At 49.9% G+C, this 19,169-nt stretch carries 17 protein-coding genes; 6 read left to right on the top strand and 11 right to left on the bottom strand.

The window, feature by feature from the left end; genetic code table 11:
• The first annotated feature begins 28 nt into the window (after window positions 1-28).
• The 3 genes from dapA (at window position 29) to RB298_RS11905 (ending at window position 3,093) form a co-directional block, all read left to right on the top strand.
• The gene (dapA, locus tag RB298_RS11915) at window positions 29-904 is read left to right on the top strand and encodes a 4-hydroxy-tetrahydrodipicolinate synthase (RefSeq protein ID WP_486047147.1); all 876 of its coding nucleotides are present in this window, start codon (window positions 29-31) and stop codon (window positions 902-904) included.
• Between the two features lie 266 nt (window positions 905-1,170).
• Window positions 1,171-2,613, top strand: a complete 1,443-nt coding sequence (locus RB298_RS11910; RefSeq protein ID WP_375120125.1) for an ATP-binding protein — start codon at window positions 1,171-1,173, stop codon at window positions 2,611-2,613.
• Between the two features lie 24 nt (window positions 2,614-2,637).
• Window positions 2,638-3,093, top strand: a complete 456-nt coding sequence (locus RB298_RS11905) for a hypothetical protein (protein WP_486047146.1) — start codon at window positions 2,638-2,640, stop codon at window positions 3,091-3,093.
• A 27-nt stretch (window positions 3,094-3,120) separates the two neighbouring features.
• Here the strand turns inward: RB298_RS11905 and RB298_RS11900 are convergent, their stop codons facing one another.
• The 5 genes from RB298_RS11900 to RB298_RS11880 form a co-directional block, all read right to left on the bottom strand.
• Window positions 3,121-3,753 (bottom strand): YdcF family protein, encoded by a 633-nt coding sequence (locus tag RB298_RS11900; protein WP_486047145.1) that lies wholly within the window; start codon window positions 3,751-3,753, stop codon window positions 3,121-3,123.
• A 146-nt stretch (window positions 3,754-3,899) separates the two neighbouring features.
• Window positions 3,900-6,446 carry a diguanylate cyclase domain-containing protein gene (locus tag RB298_RS11895; protein ID WP_486047144.1) on the bottom strand — a complete coding sequence of 849 codons (2,547 nt, stop codon included), beginning with the start codon at window positions 6,444-6,446 and terminating at the stop codon, window positions 3,900-3,902.
• A 101-nt stretch (window positions 6,447-6,547) separates the two neighbouring features.
• Window positions 6,548-7,069: a GNAT family N-acetyltransferase gene (locus RB298_RS11890; protein ID WP_096774205.1), complete on the bottom strand. Its 522-nt coding sequence runs from the start codon at window positions 7,067-7,069 to the stop codon at window positions 6,548-6,550.
• A gap of 189 nt (window positions 7,070-7,258) precedes the next feature.
• The gene (locus RB298_RS11885; RefSeq protein WP_192571504.1) at window positions 7,259-7,729 is read right to left on the bottom strand and encodes a DinB family protein; all 471 of its coding nucleotides are present in this window, start codon (window positions 7,727-7,729) and stop codon (window positions 7,259-7,261) included.
• A gap of 128 nt (window positions 7,730-7,857) precedes the next feature.
• Complete coding sequence (locus tag RB298_RS11880) at window positions 7,858-8,772, bottom strand: LysR family transcriptional regulator (protein WP_192571503.1); 915 nt, start codon at window positions 8,770-8,772, stop codon at window positions 7,858-7,860.
• A 375-nt stretch (window positions 8,773-9,147) separates the two neighbouring features.
• Here RB298_RS11880 and RB298_RS11875 point away from each other — a divergent pair, with 375 nt between their 5' ends.
• Entirely contained in the window at window positions 9,148-10,368 is a 1,221-nt protein-coding gene (locus tag RB298_RS11875; protein WP_036660928.1) for a hypothetical protein, read from the top strand.
• Window positions 10,369-10,463: 95 nt separating this feature from the next.
• Here the strand turns inward: RB298_RS11875 and RB298_RS11870 are convergent, their stop codons facing one another.
• Window positions 10,464-11,183, bottom strand: a complete 720-nt coding sequence (locus RB298_RS11870; protein WP_486047143.1) for a YebC/PmpR family DNA-binding transcriptional regulator — start codon at window positions 11,181-11,183, stop codon at window positions 10,464-10,466.
• Between the two features lie 341 nt (window positions 11,184-11,524).
• Between RB298_RS11870 and RB298_RS11865 the strand changes: the two genes are divergently transcribed.
• Complete coding sequence (locus RB298_RS11865; RefSeq protein ID WP_486047251.1) at window positions 11,525-12,730, top strand: MFS transporter; 1,206 nt, start codon at window positions 11,525-11,527, stop codon at window positions 12,728-12,730.
• A 144-nt stretch (window positions 12,731-12,874) separates the two neighbouring features.
• On the opposite strand, the gene cysI is transcribed toward RB298_RS11865, so the two are convergent.
• Window positions 12,875-14,599, bottom strand: coding sequence for an assimilatory sulfite reductase (NADPH) hemoprotein subunit (gene cysI, locus RB298_RS11860; protein WP_486047142.1), 1,725 nt, complete (start codon window positions 14,597-14,599; stop codon window positions 12,875-12,877).
• Between the two features lie 36 nt (window positions 14,600-14,635).
• Window positions 14,636-16,474, bottom strand: a complete 1,839-nt coding sequence (locus tag RB298_RS11855; RefSeq protein WP_486047141.1) for an assimilatory sulfite reductase (NADPH) flavoprotein subunit — start codon at window positions 16,472-16,474, stop codon at window positions 14,636-14,638.
• A 241-nt stretch (window positions 16,475-16,715) separates the two neighbouring features.
• On the opposite strand from RB298_RS11855, the gene cdaS reads away from it, so the two are divergent.
• Window positions 16,716-17,333 carry a sporulation-specific diadenylate cyclase CdaS gene (gene cdaS / locus RB298_RS11850; protein ID WP_486047140.1) on the top strand — a complete coding sequence of 206 codons (618 nt, stop codon included), beginning with the start codon at window positions 16,716-16,718 and terminating at the stop codon, window positions 17,331-17,333.
• Between the two features lie 158 nt (window positions 17,334-17,491).
• Here cdaS and bshB2 read toward each other — a convergent pair whose 3' ends face one another.
• From bshB2 to RB298_RS11835, 3 genes are all read right to left on the bottom strand, one after another.
• Window positions 17,492-18,148: a bacillithiol biosynthesis deacetylase BshB2 gene (gene bshB2 / locus RB298_RS11845; protein WP_096774214.1), complete on the bottom strand. Its 657-nt coding sequence runs from the start codon at window positions 18,146-18,148 to the stop codon at window positions 17,492-17,494.
• Between the two features lie 22 nt (window positions 18,149-18,170).
• Window positions 18,171-18,515: a YojF family protein gene (locus RB298_RS11840; RefSeq protein ID WP_119847813.1), complete on the bottom strand. Its 345-nt coding sequence runs from the start codon at window positions 18,513-18,515 to the stop codon at window positions 18,171-18,173.
• 103 nt (window positions 18,516-18,618) lie between these two features.
• Window positions 18,619-19,110, bottom strand: a complete 492-nt coding sequence (locus RB298_RS11835; RefSeq protein WP_277746210.1) for a 2-thiouracil desulfurase family protein — start codon at window positions 19,108-19,110, stop codon at window positions 18,619-18,621.
• Window positions 19,111-19,169: the final 59 nt, after the last annotated feature.

Genomic DNA, 19,169 nt, shown 5'->3' with positions numbered 1-19,169 from the left:
CCACAATTCATGAAATGGAGGAAAGATCATGTTGAGTCCGCTAGATTTGAGAGGTATTTATGTTCCGGTGGTCACTCCCTTTTCACATGAATACGCATTGGATGTTCCGTCTTATCATCGTTATTTGGAGAATTTGTTATCCCATGACATTCAAGGATTGATCATCAACGGTACGACCGGAGAGGCGCCGACGGTAACTTGGGAAGAGGTCGTTCAGGTGGTGAAGGAAACGCGAAAAGGTCTGGACGTGCGGCAATTGCCGGTCATTATTGGTACGGGTACCAACGATACGTTCTCCAGCATGAAGCGGACGGAATGGGCAGGACATATCGGGGCAGACGCGGTATTGGTGGTCACGCCGTATTACAGCCGCCCTTCGATTGAGGGCATTATACAACATTTCTGCAAAGTCGCGGAGGTGGGGATACCGGTTATTTTGTACGAAGTTCCTTCGCGCACTGGAATTTCCTTACCGGTTGATGCCATTCGAAGAATCATGGAGATCCCCGGTGTCATCGGAATGAAGGACAGCACTGCGAGTACGGAGCTTATGAGAAGCTTGTCTCCATACGATACGAAGCCTGTTCTATGCGGGGACGATGTCCGCTTTCATGAGATGCTGCGTCATGGTGCATCCGGGGGCATTTTGGCGTCGGCCAATGTGAATACCGAGGCTTTTATTCGTGTGTATCAATTAGCTGCCCAAGGGGATTATTCTCGTTCCGAAAAGGAGTTTGAAGTGCTGCTTCCCGTTATTCATCAGTTGTTCGCAGAATCCAATCCCGCTCCGCTAAAATGGCTGCTTGCCAAGCAAGGCCTTATCTCATCCGACACCCTGCGCCTGCCGATGGGCACCATTACGGATGAGCTCAAGCTATCCTTGGATCAAGCACTCAAAAACTGAGAAACTTTAAATCGTGGACGTAATAGATTTCTCCTCAAGAGTGGCGGGGCGCATACGCTGCCTTGCCTTTCTTGAATGGATGATTCGGATGCGATAGGGCGCACATGCTTTCAATCAGCAGATGATGGGATGGATGATACTGACATTTTACGCAAAAAAAGAAATCCTGCTTAAATCTATCGCTTTAAAGGATTGATGAATGAAATCGCCCCACTTATAATATGGGTACATTCAATTCCTCCCAGAAATTTGAAAGGAGACTTGCAGTGCTGCCCTATTCCACCCCTAATCATGATTTTGCCTTCGAACAATCTGTAATCGGTATGGCTTTGGTATCGCTAGATGGAACGATTCTTAAGGTCAATTCGGCACTATGTGATCTGTTGGGTTACTCGCCGCAGGAGTTAACTGCCGGGGCGCCGCAAGAAGAAAACAGCCTGCGCGAGTTATTGAATCGAGTGATTCAGAACGCTAGGGCTGCCCAGGGTCATCAGCCATCCGTCCCCCCGGTTGAACATGCTTACCGTCATCCGTCTGATCGCGAGTTATACCTTAGTGCACGCTGCAGCGTTGATCACGATCCGGAGCGGGGGCCCAAGGGATACTTGGTACAATTCGAGGATCGATCGCTGCTGAGGCAGCTCATGAAACAGCTGGAGCAGAAGGAACAGAAGCTGAACGAGAAGGAAAATTCGTTTCTGCAGCTGCTGGAAGAGCTCCCTCTCTCCGTACTCATAACTAAAAAAGGCATTGTGCACTATGTTAATTCTGCCGCGCTCCGACTCGTCAATGCGACGCACTCACATGACGTGCTGGGCATTTCAACCGACGTGATCGTCGACGCATCGTATCATCAAGCATTGATGAAACGCAGGGCAACGTATGCCGAGAGCGGAGAAATCGGAAGCGTCGATTATCTGATACGCTGTCTGGACGGGCAGGAGAAGATGGTCACGGGATTCACGTTAATCATACAATATGAAGGCGAGAAAGCGGCCGTCGGCATCTTCAAGGACATCACGGAGCAGCGAATGGAAGAGGACCGCGTGATGCAATCCGAGAAGCTGACGACCGCCGGCCAATTGGCCGCCGGCATCGCTCATGAAATTCGAAATCCATTGACATCGATTAATGGATTCGTGAAGTTATTGCGATCCGCGGAACGCAGCAACGAGCTTTATTTTGAAATCATCGAATCGGAGCTCAAACGCATCGAGCTCATCGTCAATGAACTCTTGGTGCTCTCCAAACCGCAGGGCGCCCACGTGAGCGGACCCATCGACGTGTCGGCCATACTGGATCAGATCATTACGCTGATGAAGGTGCAAGCCGCTCTCAAGAATATAGAGATCATTCCCCATTATCCACTGGTTCCGATCTATGTACAGGGCGAAGTCAACCAGCTCAAGCAAGTGTTCATCAATCTGCTGAAAAACGCGATGGAAGCGATGAATCACGGGGGAAGCATCACCTTGGACATTGTGCACAGCGGTCCCGAGGTACAGATTATCGTGCAGGATGAAGGAGTTGGGATGACGCAGGATCAGATCCAATCACTGGGACAGCCCTTTTTTACAACGAAAGACACCGGCACGGGACTCGGTCTCATGATTACCAAGAATATTATTCATAATCACGGCGGTACGATGAACGTGGAGAGCACTCCTGATCATGGGACAACCTTTACGATCCATTTACCTGCATTATAATGCGTACAATCGGAGGACATAGGCATGGACATTCAAGATTCAAACTTACATAAACCATTTGCAATAAACTGCTTCAATCAGGTCTGGGATATCTTGGAGAAGAAGCAGCGGACGACGGAAGACGAAGAGAACATGATTCACATGTGTCATGCTTCCTTTTGGCATTGGAGCCGGGTGGCGGATCATACAGAGCGCAACCTGTCTATCGGGTATTGGCAGCTCTCCCGAGTATACGCGGTAACGGGTCAGGGCGATCAAGCACTGCATTATGCCAAGCGCTGCATCACGATCGGGTCATCGGCTAACCTCGAACCCTTCTACATCGGTTACGGATACGAAGCGGAAGCCAGAGCCTATCTGGTTCTGAGGAACAAGGAGCTTGCATTGGCATCCAAGCAAAAAGCGGCAAGTTATCTCGACAGGGTAACGGATAAGGAAAGCCATCAGATGCTTGCCAACGATCTCGGAAGTCTGGACTAACACGCAAACTGCGCATTATCGGATCTTTTATCGAAGGGGTTTCGCCAGATGATAACCGATATAATAAAAGACCTCTCTGCATAAAAAGGGGAGCTTGCTTCTTACGCTTTGGTAAACGCTCCGTGACGCGGGAGAAGGATTGGCTTCGAGACCCATATCTTCAGCCATCGCCATCGCCCGCTTCATGTGCAGCGGATCGCTCACGATAATATATGAGGACAGCCCTGCCGCATCGCCTATCTTGTTGGCATAATACAGGTTTTGCTCGGTGATCGTCGAACTCGTCTCTACCAGGATATCCCTCTCCGGAACGCCGTGTTCGATGGCATATTGTTTGGCCGCTTCCGATTCGGCTACTTCCTCTTCGGACCCGCGTCCCCCTGTAAAAATGAGCTTGTCTACGTATTGTTGATCATACAGCCATAACGCATGATCGATGCGCCCCTGAAACACAGGCGAAGGTCTCCCCTCCCATACTGCTGCACCCAGAACGATCGCTGCATCGGAGGGAATATTCACCGTTCGCCCTGCATATTTCCAAATCGTGTATCCCACATTAATCGAATAAACCAGCATGATGGCTATCAGTCCCAGCAAAACTCTCAACAAGACGCGCTTTCTTCTGCTTCCTGCTTTCCGCGGCTGCATCAATCGGGTCATGCAACACCTCCAACTTCCACTCGTTCAACTCCAGTCTTCATTTTAGCATCATATGTACAGGGATATAATACAGCAAAGAAGCCTGCAGCTCCATAATCGAGCTGCAGGCTTTTGATTATCCAACTTCCTCTTGGTTCCAACGGACATCAATCCGTTTCATATCCATATAGCGTGACTCTGTTCTTCCCCTTGCTCTTGGCAATATGCATGGCTTTTTCCGTTTCGTCAGTCAAATGGGAAAGACTCAGCATGGAGGTGGGCGTTAGGCAAGCCGCTCCTACGCTTACCGTCATAAATCCGTCTTCCTCCGTTCGGTCCTTGGGGATGCTGAGCGCCAGGACGCCTTGACGTATCTTCTCAGCCACTTCATAGGTTCGGTCGGGATCGGTATCTTTGATCTTCAATATAAAGGTTCCGCCGCCGTAACGCGAAATGGCCGCTCCATAGTATTCGCCTATGATTTTCAGTGCGTCGGCAATCCATTGCAAACATAAATCGCCGCCATATAGACCATGAAGCGTGTTATACACCCGGAAATCATCGATATCGACCATCAGCAAGGCCAGAGAAACCTGGTTCTGAACGCTTTCCTCCCAATCCGTCGCCAATTCTTTTTCGAAAGTAGCCGGATTGGGCAGTTCGGTCAATGGATCTGTTGTCACGTAGCTCTGAAGCTGGTTCAATACATCGGAGTATACGCGATCGGGGCCTCCATCCGGGGTACCTTCTCTCAAAATGACCATAATGGACGATTTGCGTCCCTGATGAATGGCTGCCAGCATATATTCAAGCTCCATCCTCTTTCCATCCAGCGTATCAAACCAGCCGCTGCCGGAAACGAGCTGGGCCTGATTCTGATCCATCCGTTTGATTTGCTCTCTTAGACCCATGCGGGAACCATCGCTAGCCAAGGTGTATATTTCAAGCTGGAGCAGTTCCTCCGGCCTCGTTGCGCCAAACAGCGTCTCGGCCCGCGAATTGCAATACACGATGGTTCCCGCCGTTGTCAGTGACAAGAAGGCTACGGGGGAGTGGCCCATAAGCTGCAAATACCGCTCCTCGTTCTCCCTGAATATGCGTGCATTTTGAATGGCCTGTTCTTTGGCTTGTCTTAATTGAAAATCGGTTTGCTTGCGGACAATCGATTTCAATTGGGGGAGAACGCTTAATTCCTGAGCCTTCCATGAGTATGAAGTGCCCTCCACCACCTGCCTCCATTTTTCGAACGATTTTCGAGGGGATAAACGCATTTTATCCTCTTCTTGTATAACGGCTTTGGCCGGATCGCCAGCCCAATCCACGATTTCAACAACCTCCGGCCTGAACCACATGACATAGTTTTGTTGACCTGGCGACAGGGCGAGATACAATACGCCGGAGGCCGCACCCTTGAATGCTTTGGCAGGCTCATACTCTGCGCTGAGTTTCGAGCTGTGGTACGTATAATCCTCTGCTTGGGCGGATAACCAGCCGGCCAGCTCCATGACTTGCTTCGAAGTGGGCGTCGTGCCATACAACATCAAATTGTCCTGGTAATAGACGGCGGCACCGGTAGCGCTCATTAAATCCAGCAGGCCCTGCTCTTCGGTCTCAAGCTGCTCAAGCACCTGATAGACATCAGTGTTGCCGATGAAAATTTCGGTAAAACGGGCGGATAAAATTCGAAGCCTGAGCTCGGTTTGGTAATCATCGAGCTGCTGGCGTTGATACAGTTCGTTGGAGAAAAAGGATCCCAGAAAATTGCACAAGTTTCGGGTGCGGTGAGATACGTATTTTCGGCTGTAGTGATGGCAGGTGATTAATCCCCATAACTGGTTGTCATGGATAAGGGAGATCGTGGTTGTCGCGCCGACCCCCATATTATGAAGGTACTCAATATGAAGCGGCGACACGCTGCGAAGAACGGATAAACTGAGGTTCAGCGGCTTTCCGGTCAAAGGCTGCACGGTGGGGATGAGCTCGACCGGCGCATAACCCACGTCAACAATCGTACGCAGCCAATTTCTCAAATACAGTTCACGGGCTTGCCGAGGAATATCCGATGCCGGATAATGATGGCCCAGGAAGGATTCCAGCCCTTGCTCTTTGGCTTCGGCAATCACTTTTCCGTTCCAGTGATCATCGAATTCATACAGCATCACACGGTCATAACCCAGAATGTCCTTCACGAGCTCGCAAGCCACTTGACTTGCTTCAACCCGATTCTCGGTTCGTTTTATCCGACTGAAAAAAGTCTGGATCCATTCAAAATCATCCGTAAAGGGCACGGTATCTTCCGAAACCGGCTCCAGTTCCAGCAGAATCAGCCCTTCGCTTTCGTGAAGAATTCCGATAAACTCAATCGGCTCATCGGCAACCGAAATCGTAAGATTGATATATTGTAAGTCCGGTGTCGCTATTGCTTGAAGGTCTCGGCGAATCATAAGCTCAAATTGCGTTTTTCCGATAAGCTCCTCAAGACTCTGTCCCAAAAGGGATTCGGCGCTGATCCCGAGCAGCTGCTCCGTATTTCGGCTGCACTGCGCGATCCTGAAATCGTCGATAGGATTAATGGCAAGCAGTACGCCATGGGGCTGAATGTATCCTGGAATGTGAATAGGTTCTTTTTCGCAATTGGTCAGGTCGATCGGTTCATCCGTTACATAATCGCCCTCCGTCAGTAACTTTCGATTAAGTGCATCCTGTTCAGTCATTGCTTATCAACTTCCCTTATTCACAGATTTAAAACCAAATGCCCAATGCATCTCATTGTTATAAAGAGATACATTGGGCACAGCATATTATAACAACAGGTCTATGAAATTGTACGCCATTCAGACTCTAGGATAGCATAGTAATACTCATCCCACCAAACTTCGCCTCGAGGGATACACTGCCTAAAGCAGCCTTCTCTCCTCATGCCAAGCTTCTCCATCACCTTATACGAAGGCGTGTTCTCTGGCTGGCATGTCGCGATGATCCGGTGTATTCCCAATGCTTCAAAGCCATACTGAAGCAAGGCTCCGGCGGCTTCCGTAGCATACCCCATACCGTGGTAGGCTGAATGAAAGACCCAGCCGATCTCGTAAGTATGTTCGCCAAAGCAGGGATGAAACACCATGTGTCCGATCACGCGTTGTTCCTTTTGCAGCATGACGGCATAATGATGCGCCTGCCCGCCTTTGTTCTGCTCCAGAAATTCCTTCACCGTCTCTTCCGTATGGACCGGCTCCGGCATGTAAAACATCACCAAGGGATCGGATGTATATTGAAGAACATCCTGCCAATCTCCTGGTTCAAATTCGCGAATCACTAATCTTTCGGTAACGATATGCATTTGCCCGACTCCTCTTCAAGTTGTATTTCCGTGTCCTCTCTGCTCACACTTCAATACAGGGACAAATGCGATTCGCCGTTTATCCATTTCTTTGTCTTTCCTGATAACGCCGGTTCACCTTCTTTCATGCTGCAGGCTGTTTTTACTTATTTCGACTTTATGTATGAAACCCCTTCATAAATTGTAAAATCACTGGATATTTTGACTTAATATCGATTTGATTTTATCAAAATGCATGCCTTCATGATATAAGCAGAAGCTTAAGAATTCTTCTATCTTGGATAACTTTAAACCTTTGGATGTCGTGTAGGGAGACAAGACGGTATCTTGCAGATGTGTTGTGTACCTCTGTTCGATCCACTGGACTTGACCTTCAAGCCGTTCGATAAGTTCGCTCATGGAAGGCCATGAAGCGTTGATCTCCCTTGGTTTGGAGCCCGTCTGGAACAGCTCGGTATAATGCTCGGGGAGGTGCATGGTCTCGCCATTCACGCCGAACGTAAACCGTTCCAGCGTCAAATAGATATGTCCTGCATTCCACTTCACGTGGTTGTTCATTCCGCTCGGAATCCATTCCGCCATATCATCCGGGATATCCCTTACAAGATTCAAGGTTTGTGCACGTACAAATTCCAAATGTTCAAAAAGGTATGGTCGCATGTACCTCGCTCCTTCTCATCTGATCTAGCATCCGCTTAACCGAGTGTACCCTAAATAATAAAAAAGGAATAATACCGATTACGCTTCGTTTCATAAAAAAAATGGATGAATCAGGCGCGAGCCGTTCATCATCCATGGATATCGTAGTGTCTTTCGCGGATATCCGCCTGGATATAGGAAATAAAAGAACGGATGTGTGCGGGTATCGCTTCTAGCTTTTTGGTACACACCCGTATGGGATGCGGGATCGTTACGCCTGTTACCTTTACCTTGCTAAGTTCGCCGGAAGCCAGCTCTGTCTTGATGGATAGAGCCGGGACCAGGGCAGCCCCGTAACCCGCTTTAACCGCCTCAATGGTTTCGTTCAACCCCTCTATCGTGATGGAGGAACGAGGTCCCCGGATGCCTGAGGCCTCAATCAGAGACATTAACTGTTTTCGTGTGTAACTCCCTTCCTCCCTCAGCACAAAAGGCTCCTCCATAAGCTCGAATCGAGTAACTTCTCTGCCGGCTAGGCGATGAATTGCGGGTACGGCAAAAATCAATTCGTCCTCCATAATCGTAAAGGACTCAATGACCTCGTCTTCTATGGACCAACTGCCGCAAACGATCGAGATATGTACCGAATGATCCCGTAATCGCTGCAGCGCTGTGTTGGAATTCCCTTTCAGCAGCTCCACATCCATGCGTGGATTCTGTTGTTTATATCCAACCAGCCATCCGGGAAGCAAGGCGGTCTCCGGCAGCTCCGTCGCACATATCCGCAAACTTCCCTCCCGGCCAGATTTAATGGCTTGCATCATGTCTTCCATCTCGGCTTCCATCGCAAATAACCGCTGGGAGTGCGCGGCCAACGCTTCACCGGCTTCTGTCAATTGAATATTGCGCCCATTCGCCTCAATCAATTTCAAGCCGAGTTCCCGCTCCAGATTGCGGATTTGGGCGGTAACGGCCGGTTGGCTTAACATTAGATTGCCGGCCGATTTCGTAATGCTTCCCGTTTTGGAAACATCATTAAATATGCGGAGTGCATGAAGATTCATGGATCCATCCCTCGATTCTTGAACGATTCACTGTGATAAAGAAGGCTTCCGATAAGGTTTGATCGGTTAACGACATCCCGACTGGTGTCAGCGAGTATTTCATTCTATCATGCGGATTACAATAACCATAGGCATGCCTAAACTTTCGTTCGTCAGCTTGCACAAATCTGTCACGTGCTCCAAGTTCATATGTTCCATGGCTGCCCCCGTCTTCTAGTTAAATAACGGAATCGTTCAGCATGTTTTTCCGCCCGTGCTGCAACATTTCTACAGATCTCCCGTCTATAGAGGTGCAGCAAGTACATTTTACCAATTCGCGCATGGCTTGGCTGTATCCTAGCCTTTAGGATAATCTACACTTGGAGGATACCTATCATGAACAAAATCTACAAAGTATTAACAACCGCTACAATTCTGGCGATGGCAGCACTGCCGGCAGCCGCTAATGCACAGGACGCCCCTCCTGCTTCAGTCCATACGGGGCAAGGCAGCATCGTGAATCAGGCAAAGAAAAGCGTTCCTGGAACCATGGGTTATATAACGGAATACGTAAACGATAAAACGGGCAAATGGATTACGGTCACCGGCCGCGGTCTCGGTGCCACCGATCAACAAGAAATCAAGCTCTCCATTTCCAAGGACACTAAAATCATCGATGCCAAAGGAAACAAAGTCCAACTCCAAACGATTGTGGACAAGAACAAAGCAATTAAAGCCTTCTATGGCCCGAACATCACCAAGAGTCTGCCTGCTCAAGGCTCAGCGCTTACGATCATCGTTCAGGATAAAGACTTTGCGGGTATTGATGGAACCATCGCTGAGGTAACCAAGCAAGGCATTCTGGTGGAGGGTACCAATCTGTACAACGACAGTGAAGAGACTATCCTGCTTCATCTGGATCCAAAAGCGACAATCATCAATGCAGACGGCAGCACGCTCAATGCGGGTGGCCTGGAAGCCGGCATGAGCATTCGCGCTTTCTACGGACCTTATGTGGCATTAAGCATGCCGCCTCAATCGTCAACCAACTACATTCGGGTTCAAGCCCAAGCAGAAGAGCCTGTACAAGAAGAACCTGCCGGCACGAACGGAATCATTACGGACAAGGCAGATAACAAAATCACCGTCATGGGTCAGGCACTGGAGTCGGGCGGCGTCAATTACGTCATCCTTACCGTAGACGAGAATACGGAGATCGTCGATGCGAAGGGTAAACCGCTGACGGCTGAAGCTTTGAAAGCAGATCTCCGCATCGAGGCCTATTACAGCCAAGTGATGACCCTGATTTATCCTGCCCGGACTCACGCTGATAAGATCGTGGTTTCGGAAACGACCGCTCCCAAAATCGAAGGCACCGTTGCAGCATCCGACCGCACGACCAAAGACCAGCTGTATATCAATGTAGGCTCCGACCAATCAACGGAGAATGACGTCATTCTTAACGTTACCGAAGACACGCAAGTGATTGCGGGGCTCAGCACGGAATCGGAACTGAAGCCGGGTGCGAAGGTCGTAGCCTACCACTCGCCTATCATGACCAAGTCCATTCCAGCCATCACCTCGGCCGAAGTCATCATTGTTCAATCCGGCCAATAAGGGTTAATCCAAAATAATAGCTATTCAGCAAAAAACCATCGTACGCAGGACTCCTGAATACGATGGTTTTTTAATAGGATATCGATCCGTATCAACTATTCCTCAAACTCCACGTTGTGATAGACTTGCTGAACATCCTCAAGGTCTTCCAGTGCATCGATCAGCTTCTCGAACTGCGCCTGTCCTTCTTCCGGCAGGGACACAAAATTCTGTGCCAGCATCGTCAGCTCGGCAACGGTAAAGTCCGTTATGCCAGCAGCTTTGAATGCTTCCTGAACCGCATGGAACTGATCCGGTTCAGCGTAAACGATCACAGCTTCTTCCTCTTCCAAGATGTCGCGGACATCCAGGTCGGCTTCCAGCAGCAGATCCATGACTTCCTCTGCCGTCTTTCCTTCCACTCCGATGACGGCCGTTGGATCAAACATATAGGACACCGAACCGCTGACGCCCATATTGCCCCCGTTCTTGTTAAAGGCAGAGCGCACGGCAGGCGCCGTCCGATTGACGTTGTTCGTCAATGCATCGACGATGATCATCGATCCGTTCGGACCGAAGCCTTCATAACGAAGCTCTTCATAGTTCTCGTCCCCGCTGCCCTTGGCTTTATCCAGGGCGCGGTCAATGATCGCTTTCGGCACATTGTATGTTTTGGCACGCTCTAGTACAACCTTCAGCGCACGGTTGGATTCAGGATCCGGCTCGCCTTTTTTGGCGGCAACATAAATTTCCACACCGAATTTCGCGTATACGCGAATTGTATTAGCATCCTTGGATGCTTTCTTTTCCTTAATATTATTCCATTTACGGCCCATACGTTTCGACTCTCTTTCATCATTGAATCTGAAGCCGGTATTCAATAAATACCCCTGTCCATTATATCTCTATTAAGTCCCTTGAACAAGGTTAAGAGCGTAGATCCGGAAAATAGACACATACCCGTAATAATCATCAGGTTCGAAGGTACTTCAAGCGCATGATCCAATGCGGGAAGTGCCTTTTTGGCGAGCGATTTATAGACAACACAAAATATATGTTGATTATTTATAGACATAATATTATTATGTCTATGTATTAATCAACGAAATGCGCATTCGCTTATTTTTTACGATGTCCGGCCTGCACAATGCAGGTCACGAAAGGAGAATCATTCATGATGCTTAACAACCCGTATGTCCGAACCGTTGTGTTCTCACGCGTACTCTTGAACCTCGGCATTTGGGTCCGCAACTTCGCCATTCTGTTATACGTTACGGACATGACAGGCAATAATCCTGTGTATGTATCTCTCATATCCGTAGCCGAATTTGCCCCTATTTTCTTGTTTGCCTTCATCGGCGGTACTTTCGCCGACCGCTGGCGTCCTAAACGTACCATGGTCCGTTCGGATGTTTTGTCCGCGTTATCGGCATTTCTCGTGCTGATCGCCGTTCATAACGGGTCGTGGCAGGCATTGCTGGTACTCACGTTCTTCTCTGCCACCGTGTCGCAATTTTCCCAGCCCTCGGCGATGAAGCTGTTCAAACAGCATGTGCCCGCTGAACAGCTGCAATCCGTAATGGCCATGTTTCAATCCATGGTCGCCTTCTTTACGGTCATCGGCCCGATCGCAGGCGCATTTGTATACCAGAAGTACGGCATTGAAATATCGCTGATCGCCACAGGCGCCCTATTTCTGGGTTCTGGCTTGATTCTGACTTTATTGCCTCGCGATATGCTGGAAGAGACACAACCCAAGCACCAGAATCTCCAGCAAGAACTTATCGAAGGCCTTCGTTATGTATGGAGTAATCAAACGCTCCGAACACTAGGTGCGACCTTCGCCGCCGCTGGCTTGGCATCGGGACTTATCCAGCCGCTCGCAATTTTTGTGACGATTGAGAACCTCGGGCAGGATAAATCATTCTTGCAATGGCTGTTAACCGTCAATGGGGCGGCGATGCTGGTCGGAGGGGGATTCGTCATGGCATTTGCCAAGAAAATAACCCCTCAAACCTTACTGGCTCTCGGACTGACCGTTAGTGCTATCGGAAACCTCGGTATCGGCTGGTCAACAAACATCATGTTTACGCTGCTGCTTCTGGTGCTTAACGGATTCTTCTACCCCGCCATCCACATTGGAATCAACACCCTGATCCTAAACAATGCGGAGGGGCCATATATTGGTCGGGTGGGCGGCGCGCTTACCCCGATCTTTATGGGCATGATGGTGCTGGGCATGTCGCTGGGAGGATTGCTCAAAGACCAGCTGTCCCTGTTCTTCGTCTATGCGGTCAGTGCACTCTTGCTCCTCACAGGATCGGCGTTGCTGATCCCATTATTTAAAAAGAAAACGAGCACGGCCGGCGTATTGGAGCAATGAGCAGCGAAAAAGAGCCGCCTCCCATTTCGAGAGGCGGCTCTTTGGTTTGAAATATGGGGCGAGACGGACAATGAGGTGCGATGAACGTAACAAACCGGAGTTCTTCTTTAAGAAGGGCTCCGGTTTGTTAATAACTTAGTAGAATTACGCGTGAAATTGTTGACCGTCCAATACTTCCTTCACGTAACCGGCGCGAATGACATAATCGCCCAAGCGCTCGCCGATCCCGCGTTCTTCTGCGTACTGCTTCATGATCTGGCGAAGGGAGTCCAGAATCTCAGCCTCCCCGATGTTCTCTTTATAAAGCTTGTTCAGCCGGTGTCCGGAGAATCCGCCGCCCAGGTACATATTGTATTTGCCCGGTGCCTTACCGATAAACGCGATTTCGGCCAGCATCGGTCTGGCACAGCCGTTCGGGCATCCTGTCATTCGAATGACGATGTCCTCTTCGCTCAGTCCGTTCTCTTCCAGGATCGGATCGATTTTATCCAATAGCGTCGGCAAATATCGCTCGGATTCGGCCATGGCCAATCCACAAGTCGGCAAGGCTACGCATGCCATGGAATTTCTGCGCAGCGCAGAATAATGATGGCCGTCCGTCAGCCCGTAACGCTTGATGAGTTCTTCAATCTTCTTCTTTTTGTGGCTGCTGATATTGGCAATGATCAGATTCTGATTGGCCGTCAATCGAAAATCGCCATTATGGATTTGGGCGATTTCGCGAAGACCCGTCATCAGCAGGTAATCGGCATCGTCTTTCACGCGCCCGTTCTGGATGAACAGCGTGAAATGCCATTTGCCGTTGCTGCCTTTTACCCAGCCGTAACGATCGCCGTTATGATCGAAATGGAACGGCTTTGCCTCCTCCAGCTTCCATCCCAGACGGCTGGTCAGCTCGTTAACGAACCAATCGATTCCGCGGTCATCAATCGTATATTTGAAACGAGCATGCTTGCGCACTGCGCGGTCTCCGTAATCACGCTGAATCGTCACCGTTTTCTCGGCCAAGTCCACGATCTGCTCGGGTTTGCAGAATCCGATGACTTTCCCCACTTGAGGATAGGTTAGCGGATCACCGTGCGTCATTCCCATGCCGCCGCCTACCGAGACGTTAAAGCCTTTTAATTTGCCGTCCTCCACGATCGCTATGAAGCCGAGGTCCTGGGAATAAACATCGACATCGTTGGAAGGCGGCACGGCCATCCCAATCTTGAATTTCCGCGGCAGGTACACCGGGCCGTAGATCGGCTCCTGTTCCTCTCCATTCTGCGTGCTGTCCACGATCTTCTCGCCGTCAAGCCAAATCTCATGATACGCACGCGAACGCGGATCGAGATGACTGCTGAGCATGCGTGCCCATTCGTATACCTCCGAATGAATTTCGGATTGATCGGGGTTCGGATTGCACATGACATTACGGTTAACGTCACCGCAAGCGGCCAACGTGCTAAGCATGGCTTCATTGACTTCTTTAATGGTGCTCTTCATATTCCACTTCAATACACCGTGGAGCTGGAAGGATTGACGCGTTGTCAATCGAATCGTGCCGTTTGCATACTTCTGGGCTACGCGGTCCATCATCAGCCATTGCTCCGGCGTGACGACACCGCCCGCTGCGCGTACGCGCAGCATGAACTGATAAGCGGGCTCCAGCTTTTGCTTGTGCCGTTCGTTTCGCAAGTCCCGGTCGTCCTGCATATAGCTGCCGTGGAATTTCATCAATCGGTTATCGTCTTCGGGAATCGATGCCGTAATGCGATCCTCCAATGTTTCTACAAGACTGCCCCGCAGATAATTGCTTCGACGCTTGATGTCTTCGACATCGCTATGCGGCGCACTATTCGGTGATACAAGGTTATTATCAGACATGTTCCTTTTCTCCTCTCGAAAACCACAGGGATGACCTCAATACACATCCCGCTGATAACGTTTCTGTTGCTGCATGAGCGTCAGATATTCCGCAGCTTCTTCCGGACTCATCCCGCCTTCTTGTTCAAGAATGGACCCCAGTGCGGAGTGCACGTCATGAGCCATCTTTTTCTCATCGCCGCAGACATATACGCAAGCCCCTTCTTGGAGCCACTGGTACAGCTCCTTGCTGTTCTCCAGCATCCGGTGCTGCACGTACACTTTCTTGTCCGTATCCCGTGAGAAGGCAACATCCATGCGAGTCAACACCCCATCCTTCAACCAGCGCTGCCACTCGATCTGGTAGAGGAAGTCCGTCGTGAAATGCTGATCGCCGTAGAACAGCCACGATTTCCCTTCTGCGCCCGTCTCTTCCCGTTCCCCCAGGAAAGCCCGAAAAGGGGCCACGCCCGTGCCGGGTCCAATCATAATAATCGGGGTGTCCGGATTCTCGGGGAGCTTAAAGTTCGGGTTATGCTGAATGTATACCGGCAATGAATCGCCAGCTTCCAGTCGTTCTGCCAATTGTACCGAGCACACCCCGTAGCGGTTGCGGCCGTGTGCTTCATAGCGGACCGTACGAACGGTGACATGGACTTCATCCGGAAACGCTTTGGAGCTGCTTGCGATCGAGTACAGACGAGCCGGAATCTTGCGCAGAATGGATACAAAATCGCTTGCCGCCACTTGCTGCAGCCCATAATCCTGTACCAGATCCAGCAAATCCCGTTCCTCGATATAGGCACGAAGTTCCTGCTCATGTCCAGGCTCCAGCAGTTTCCGAAGCCCTTCGCTCCCCGACAGCTTAGCCGCCTGTTCAATCAGAGGTTTCGTGAGAACCGTGATTTCATAATGACGGAGCAAGGCATCCCGCAGCGTCCGCGCTTCGCCACTTTTGTTCACAACGACCGCTTCGTCTGCATTCCATCCCATTTCAGCGATGAGATCATCTACCAGCTGCGGATGATTTTCCGGATAGATGCCTAAACTGTCGCCAGGCTCATACTGCAGATTCGATCCTTCAAGCGATATTTCGATATGACGGGTTTCCCGGTCAGACCCTCTTCCGTTCAAATTCAAATTTTCGAGGATCTCGGCTTGAAACGGATTGCTTCTCGAATATTCCGATTCCGTACTGTCGGTCAGGGCTACCGCGCTTACATGTTCAACAGCGGACGATCCCGCTCCGGCCTCATTCAACGATAGGAGGACCTGATTCATCCATTCCGCGGCCGATTCATCAAAATCCACGTCGCAGTCTACTCTTGGCGTCAGCCGCTTACCGCCCAGTTCCTCGAGGCGCTTGTCGAAATCTTTACCCGTTTGGCAGAAAAATTCATACGAGGTATCCCCCAGCGCCAGTACGGAATATTGAAGATTCTCCACCTGAGGCGCCCGCTTGCCATGCAGGAACTCATAGAATGGAATCGCGTTATCCGGCGGTTCGCCCTCTCCGTGCGTACTTACAATAATGAGGAGATTCTGTAATTTCTTCAGGTTGTTCGGCTTGAAATCGCTCATCGAGGACATGGTGACCTGCAATCCGACTTCTTCAAGCTTCTTCGATAACTTTTTCGATAATCCATGACCGTTGCCCGTCTGAGACCCATATAGGACGGTGACTTCTTTAGGAGCTGACACGACCGGTGCCGATACGGCTGCCGCCGCGCTCGCTTGCGGTGAAGCAGCAACTGCCGCAGCGGCTGCCGTTCCCTGCAAAGCCGCGATAAAGCCGCTCAGCCACGTCCGCTGGGATTCCGTCAGTGTAGGCAGTAAGCGATTCAGCAATTCCACTTGTTCCTGATTAAAAGGACTGTTCGTTACTTGAAGTTCCAACAATATCCACCTCTCAAAAGCGCACATTATTAATTCCTACTATTGCGATACAATTAATTTTATTGCTCCTCTGAACCTATCACAGCTTACGGGACCGGTCAATTACAATGTTCTTATAGCATTTATCAGTTTTCCTGATAAATCGGTTTTCCCGACGTTTACTGGATAAAAGCAAGCCGAATTACGGAATATCGCCATCCCCGAATGGTAATGATACCAATGATAAGGAGGAAGACATCGGATGCACAATCAAGACTGCAATTTTACGCCGCTGAAACGCAAATTAAAGGAACAGCTTTCGGATATCACGGGCCACCTGCAGCAGGTTATCGTCAATTTGGATCGAGACGGCTCCTGCCTGCTAGGGGAGCTGGACTCGATACGAACCAAGTTCATGGAAGCCGAATCGATTTCATCAACGTATTATCTCAATTGTTTTCTCTTCCCCTTCACCAGCAAATATCAAGAAATCGCGAAATCTGTATACCATCTCAGCCAAAAAAATCTGGGTGCGTTAATTGTTATTCAACGCGAGGACGGCCTGGATTCCTTAATAACGCCCGGCATTCCCTTGTCGGCGGAAATCACGAGCCCCCTGCTTGAATCCATATTCGTTCCGGGCAGTCCGCTCCACGATGGAGCTGTGCTCGTGCGCAAAGATATGATTATTTCGGCTGCGAACGTGCTCCCGTTAACCGCCAAAACCTACGGGGATCGCAAGCTCGGAACCCGTCACCGTGCAGCCATAGGACTATCCGAGATCAGTGATGCCTTGGTCCTCGTTGTATCGGAAGAGACCGGGAGAACCTCCTTCTGTATGGAAGGCACAATGTATCCTTTATCCATCACCAGCCCCTAGCATTGGCTGTTGATTCATTCTGCCCCCTAGAAGCAAATGAAGAGTAACCCTTCCTGACCGAAGCCGACATATTTCAGTAGACTAAACCTTGAAAAAAAAAAGAGCCGCAGATGCTGAGTCTGCGGCTCTTTTTATGAATCCAACCGATGATGGATCTTTTATGCAAAGGTATAGGTCCAGAAACGCTCCGTTCCGAAGCGCTGCTCCACTTCCTTGGCCTTCATCTGTTTCTTGCCAAGCAGCTCGGCTGCTTGGAATTGAGAGCGATGAGCTTGAATGGAGTTCAGCTTCTGCACCATAAACATGGATACGTCTTGGTAGACATCCGGTTTACCCAATTCCTGTTCACAGTTGTTGGAGAAAGCCAGACATTGGACCACGGGTCTTTCTTCGGACGGCATCCGACCAATCGTTCGAATGACGGCCGCGCCTGTTGCATCATGATCGGGGTGCACGCTGTAACCAGGGTAGAACGTGAACACCAGCGATGGCTTGATCTCCTGAAGCAGAGAAGCAATCACGCCGTCCAGTTTGTCCTGATCCTCGAACTCAATCGTTTTATCATGGAAACCAAGCAATCTCAGATCCTGTATGCCGATGGCTTTGCAGGATTCTTCCAGCTCCGCTTTGCGTATCGTTGGAAGCGTAATGCGATTCGCGAAGGGAGGAATGCCCATATTGCGGCCCATTTCCCCCAGCGTTAAACACGCGTAGGTTACATGTGCGCCTTCAATAATATATTTAGCCAGCGTTCCGGACAAACCAAAAGCCTCGTCATCCGGATGCGGCAATACGACCAGTATGTTTTGCTCCATCGATCCTCATCTCCTCTCTCTATTAAAAAGGTTCCCGGCTCAGCTGCAAAGCGACAACCAGTTTCCCCTGACTGTCATGACCCGCCATGATGAGCCGTTCGGTGTCCGTCTGCTCGAAGTGGGTGAGTCCTTCCGTATATACCCAGCCTTGGCCCATCTTCAATCCGACCCTGTAAGGTCCGTTGCCGGATATGGAACCATGACTGTAACGAATGGTTGCGTTCGTTATAAAATTAGCCGCCGGGTGTTTGGAGCTGTCATAATGGGCAGCATAGGCGCCTGTCGTCATCTCAAGATGGATATATACATCCTGATCCTTCAATTTATCAATCATTTGCTGTACTTCAGTTTGATTTATGAGTTCCATATTTCCCTCCAATATAAAGAATCACTACGCCATAAGCAGTCGATATGATAATTCTATCATAATTATTGAGCAGGACGAAAACCCTCAAAACCGATGAACAAGATTATCTCTCGGCAAAGAGAGTTGCGTATTCCGGCTGTGCCGCATAAACGCTTAGCTCGTGCTCAGATATAACCGTATAGCCTTCCCGGCGCAGAAGAGCCGTAGTCACGCCATAACCGGCCTGTTTCACATTGTCAAATTCTCCGTTATAAATCATGGCACTTCCGCAGGAAGGACTTCCCTCTTTCAGGACGATCAGCAAGGCTCCAAGCTCTTGTGCCATTCGAAGAGCCTGGTGTGCACCTTGGATATACATCTCGGTCACGTCTCTGCCCGATAGCTCCACCACTCTGGCTTTTCCCGCCAGTACATCATCCCCGTTCCCTCCAACGATCTCCGCAGGTTCTCGAGGGATGGTGAATCCACCCAGCAGTTCGGGACATACGGTTACGGCTTTCTTCGCTTCAACAAGCAGCTGAATATTCGTATCCATGCTGTCAGTCGCATTATAGCGAACTTTCATACCGGCTAAACATGAGCTTACAACAATCACAGATGCCACCTCAAATCTTTCGTTCATACAAACTTACAATCGAAGCCGTTCGCCCTCAT

It is taken from the genome of Priestia sp. BR_2 (assembly GCF_041954005.1).
Classification (GTDB): Bacteria; Bacillota; Bacilli; order Paenibacillales; family Paenibacillaceae; genus Paenibacillus_AQ; species Paenibacillus_AQ lautus_A.
This window is presented reverse-complemented; position numbering and strand designations above follow the sequence as displayed.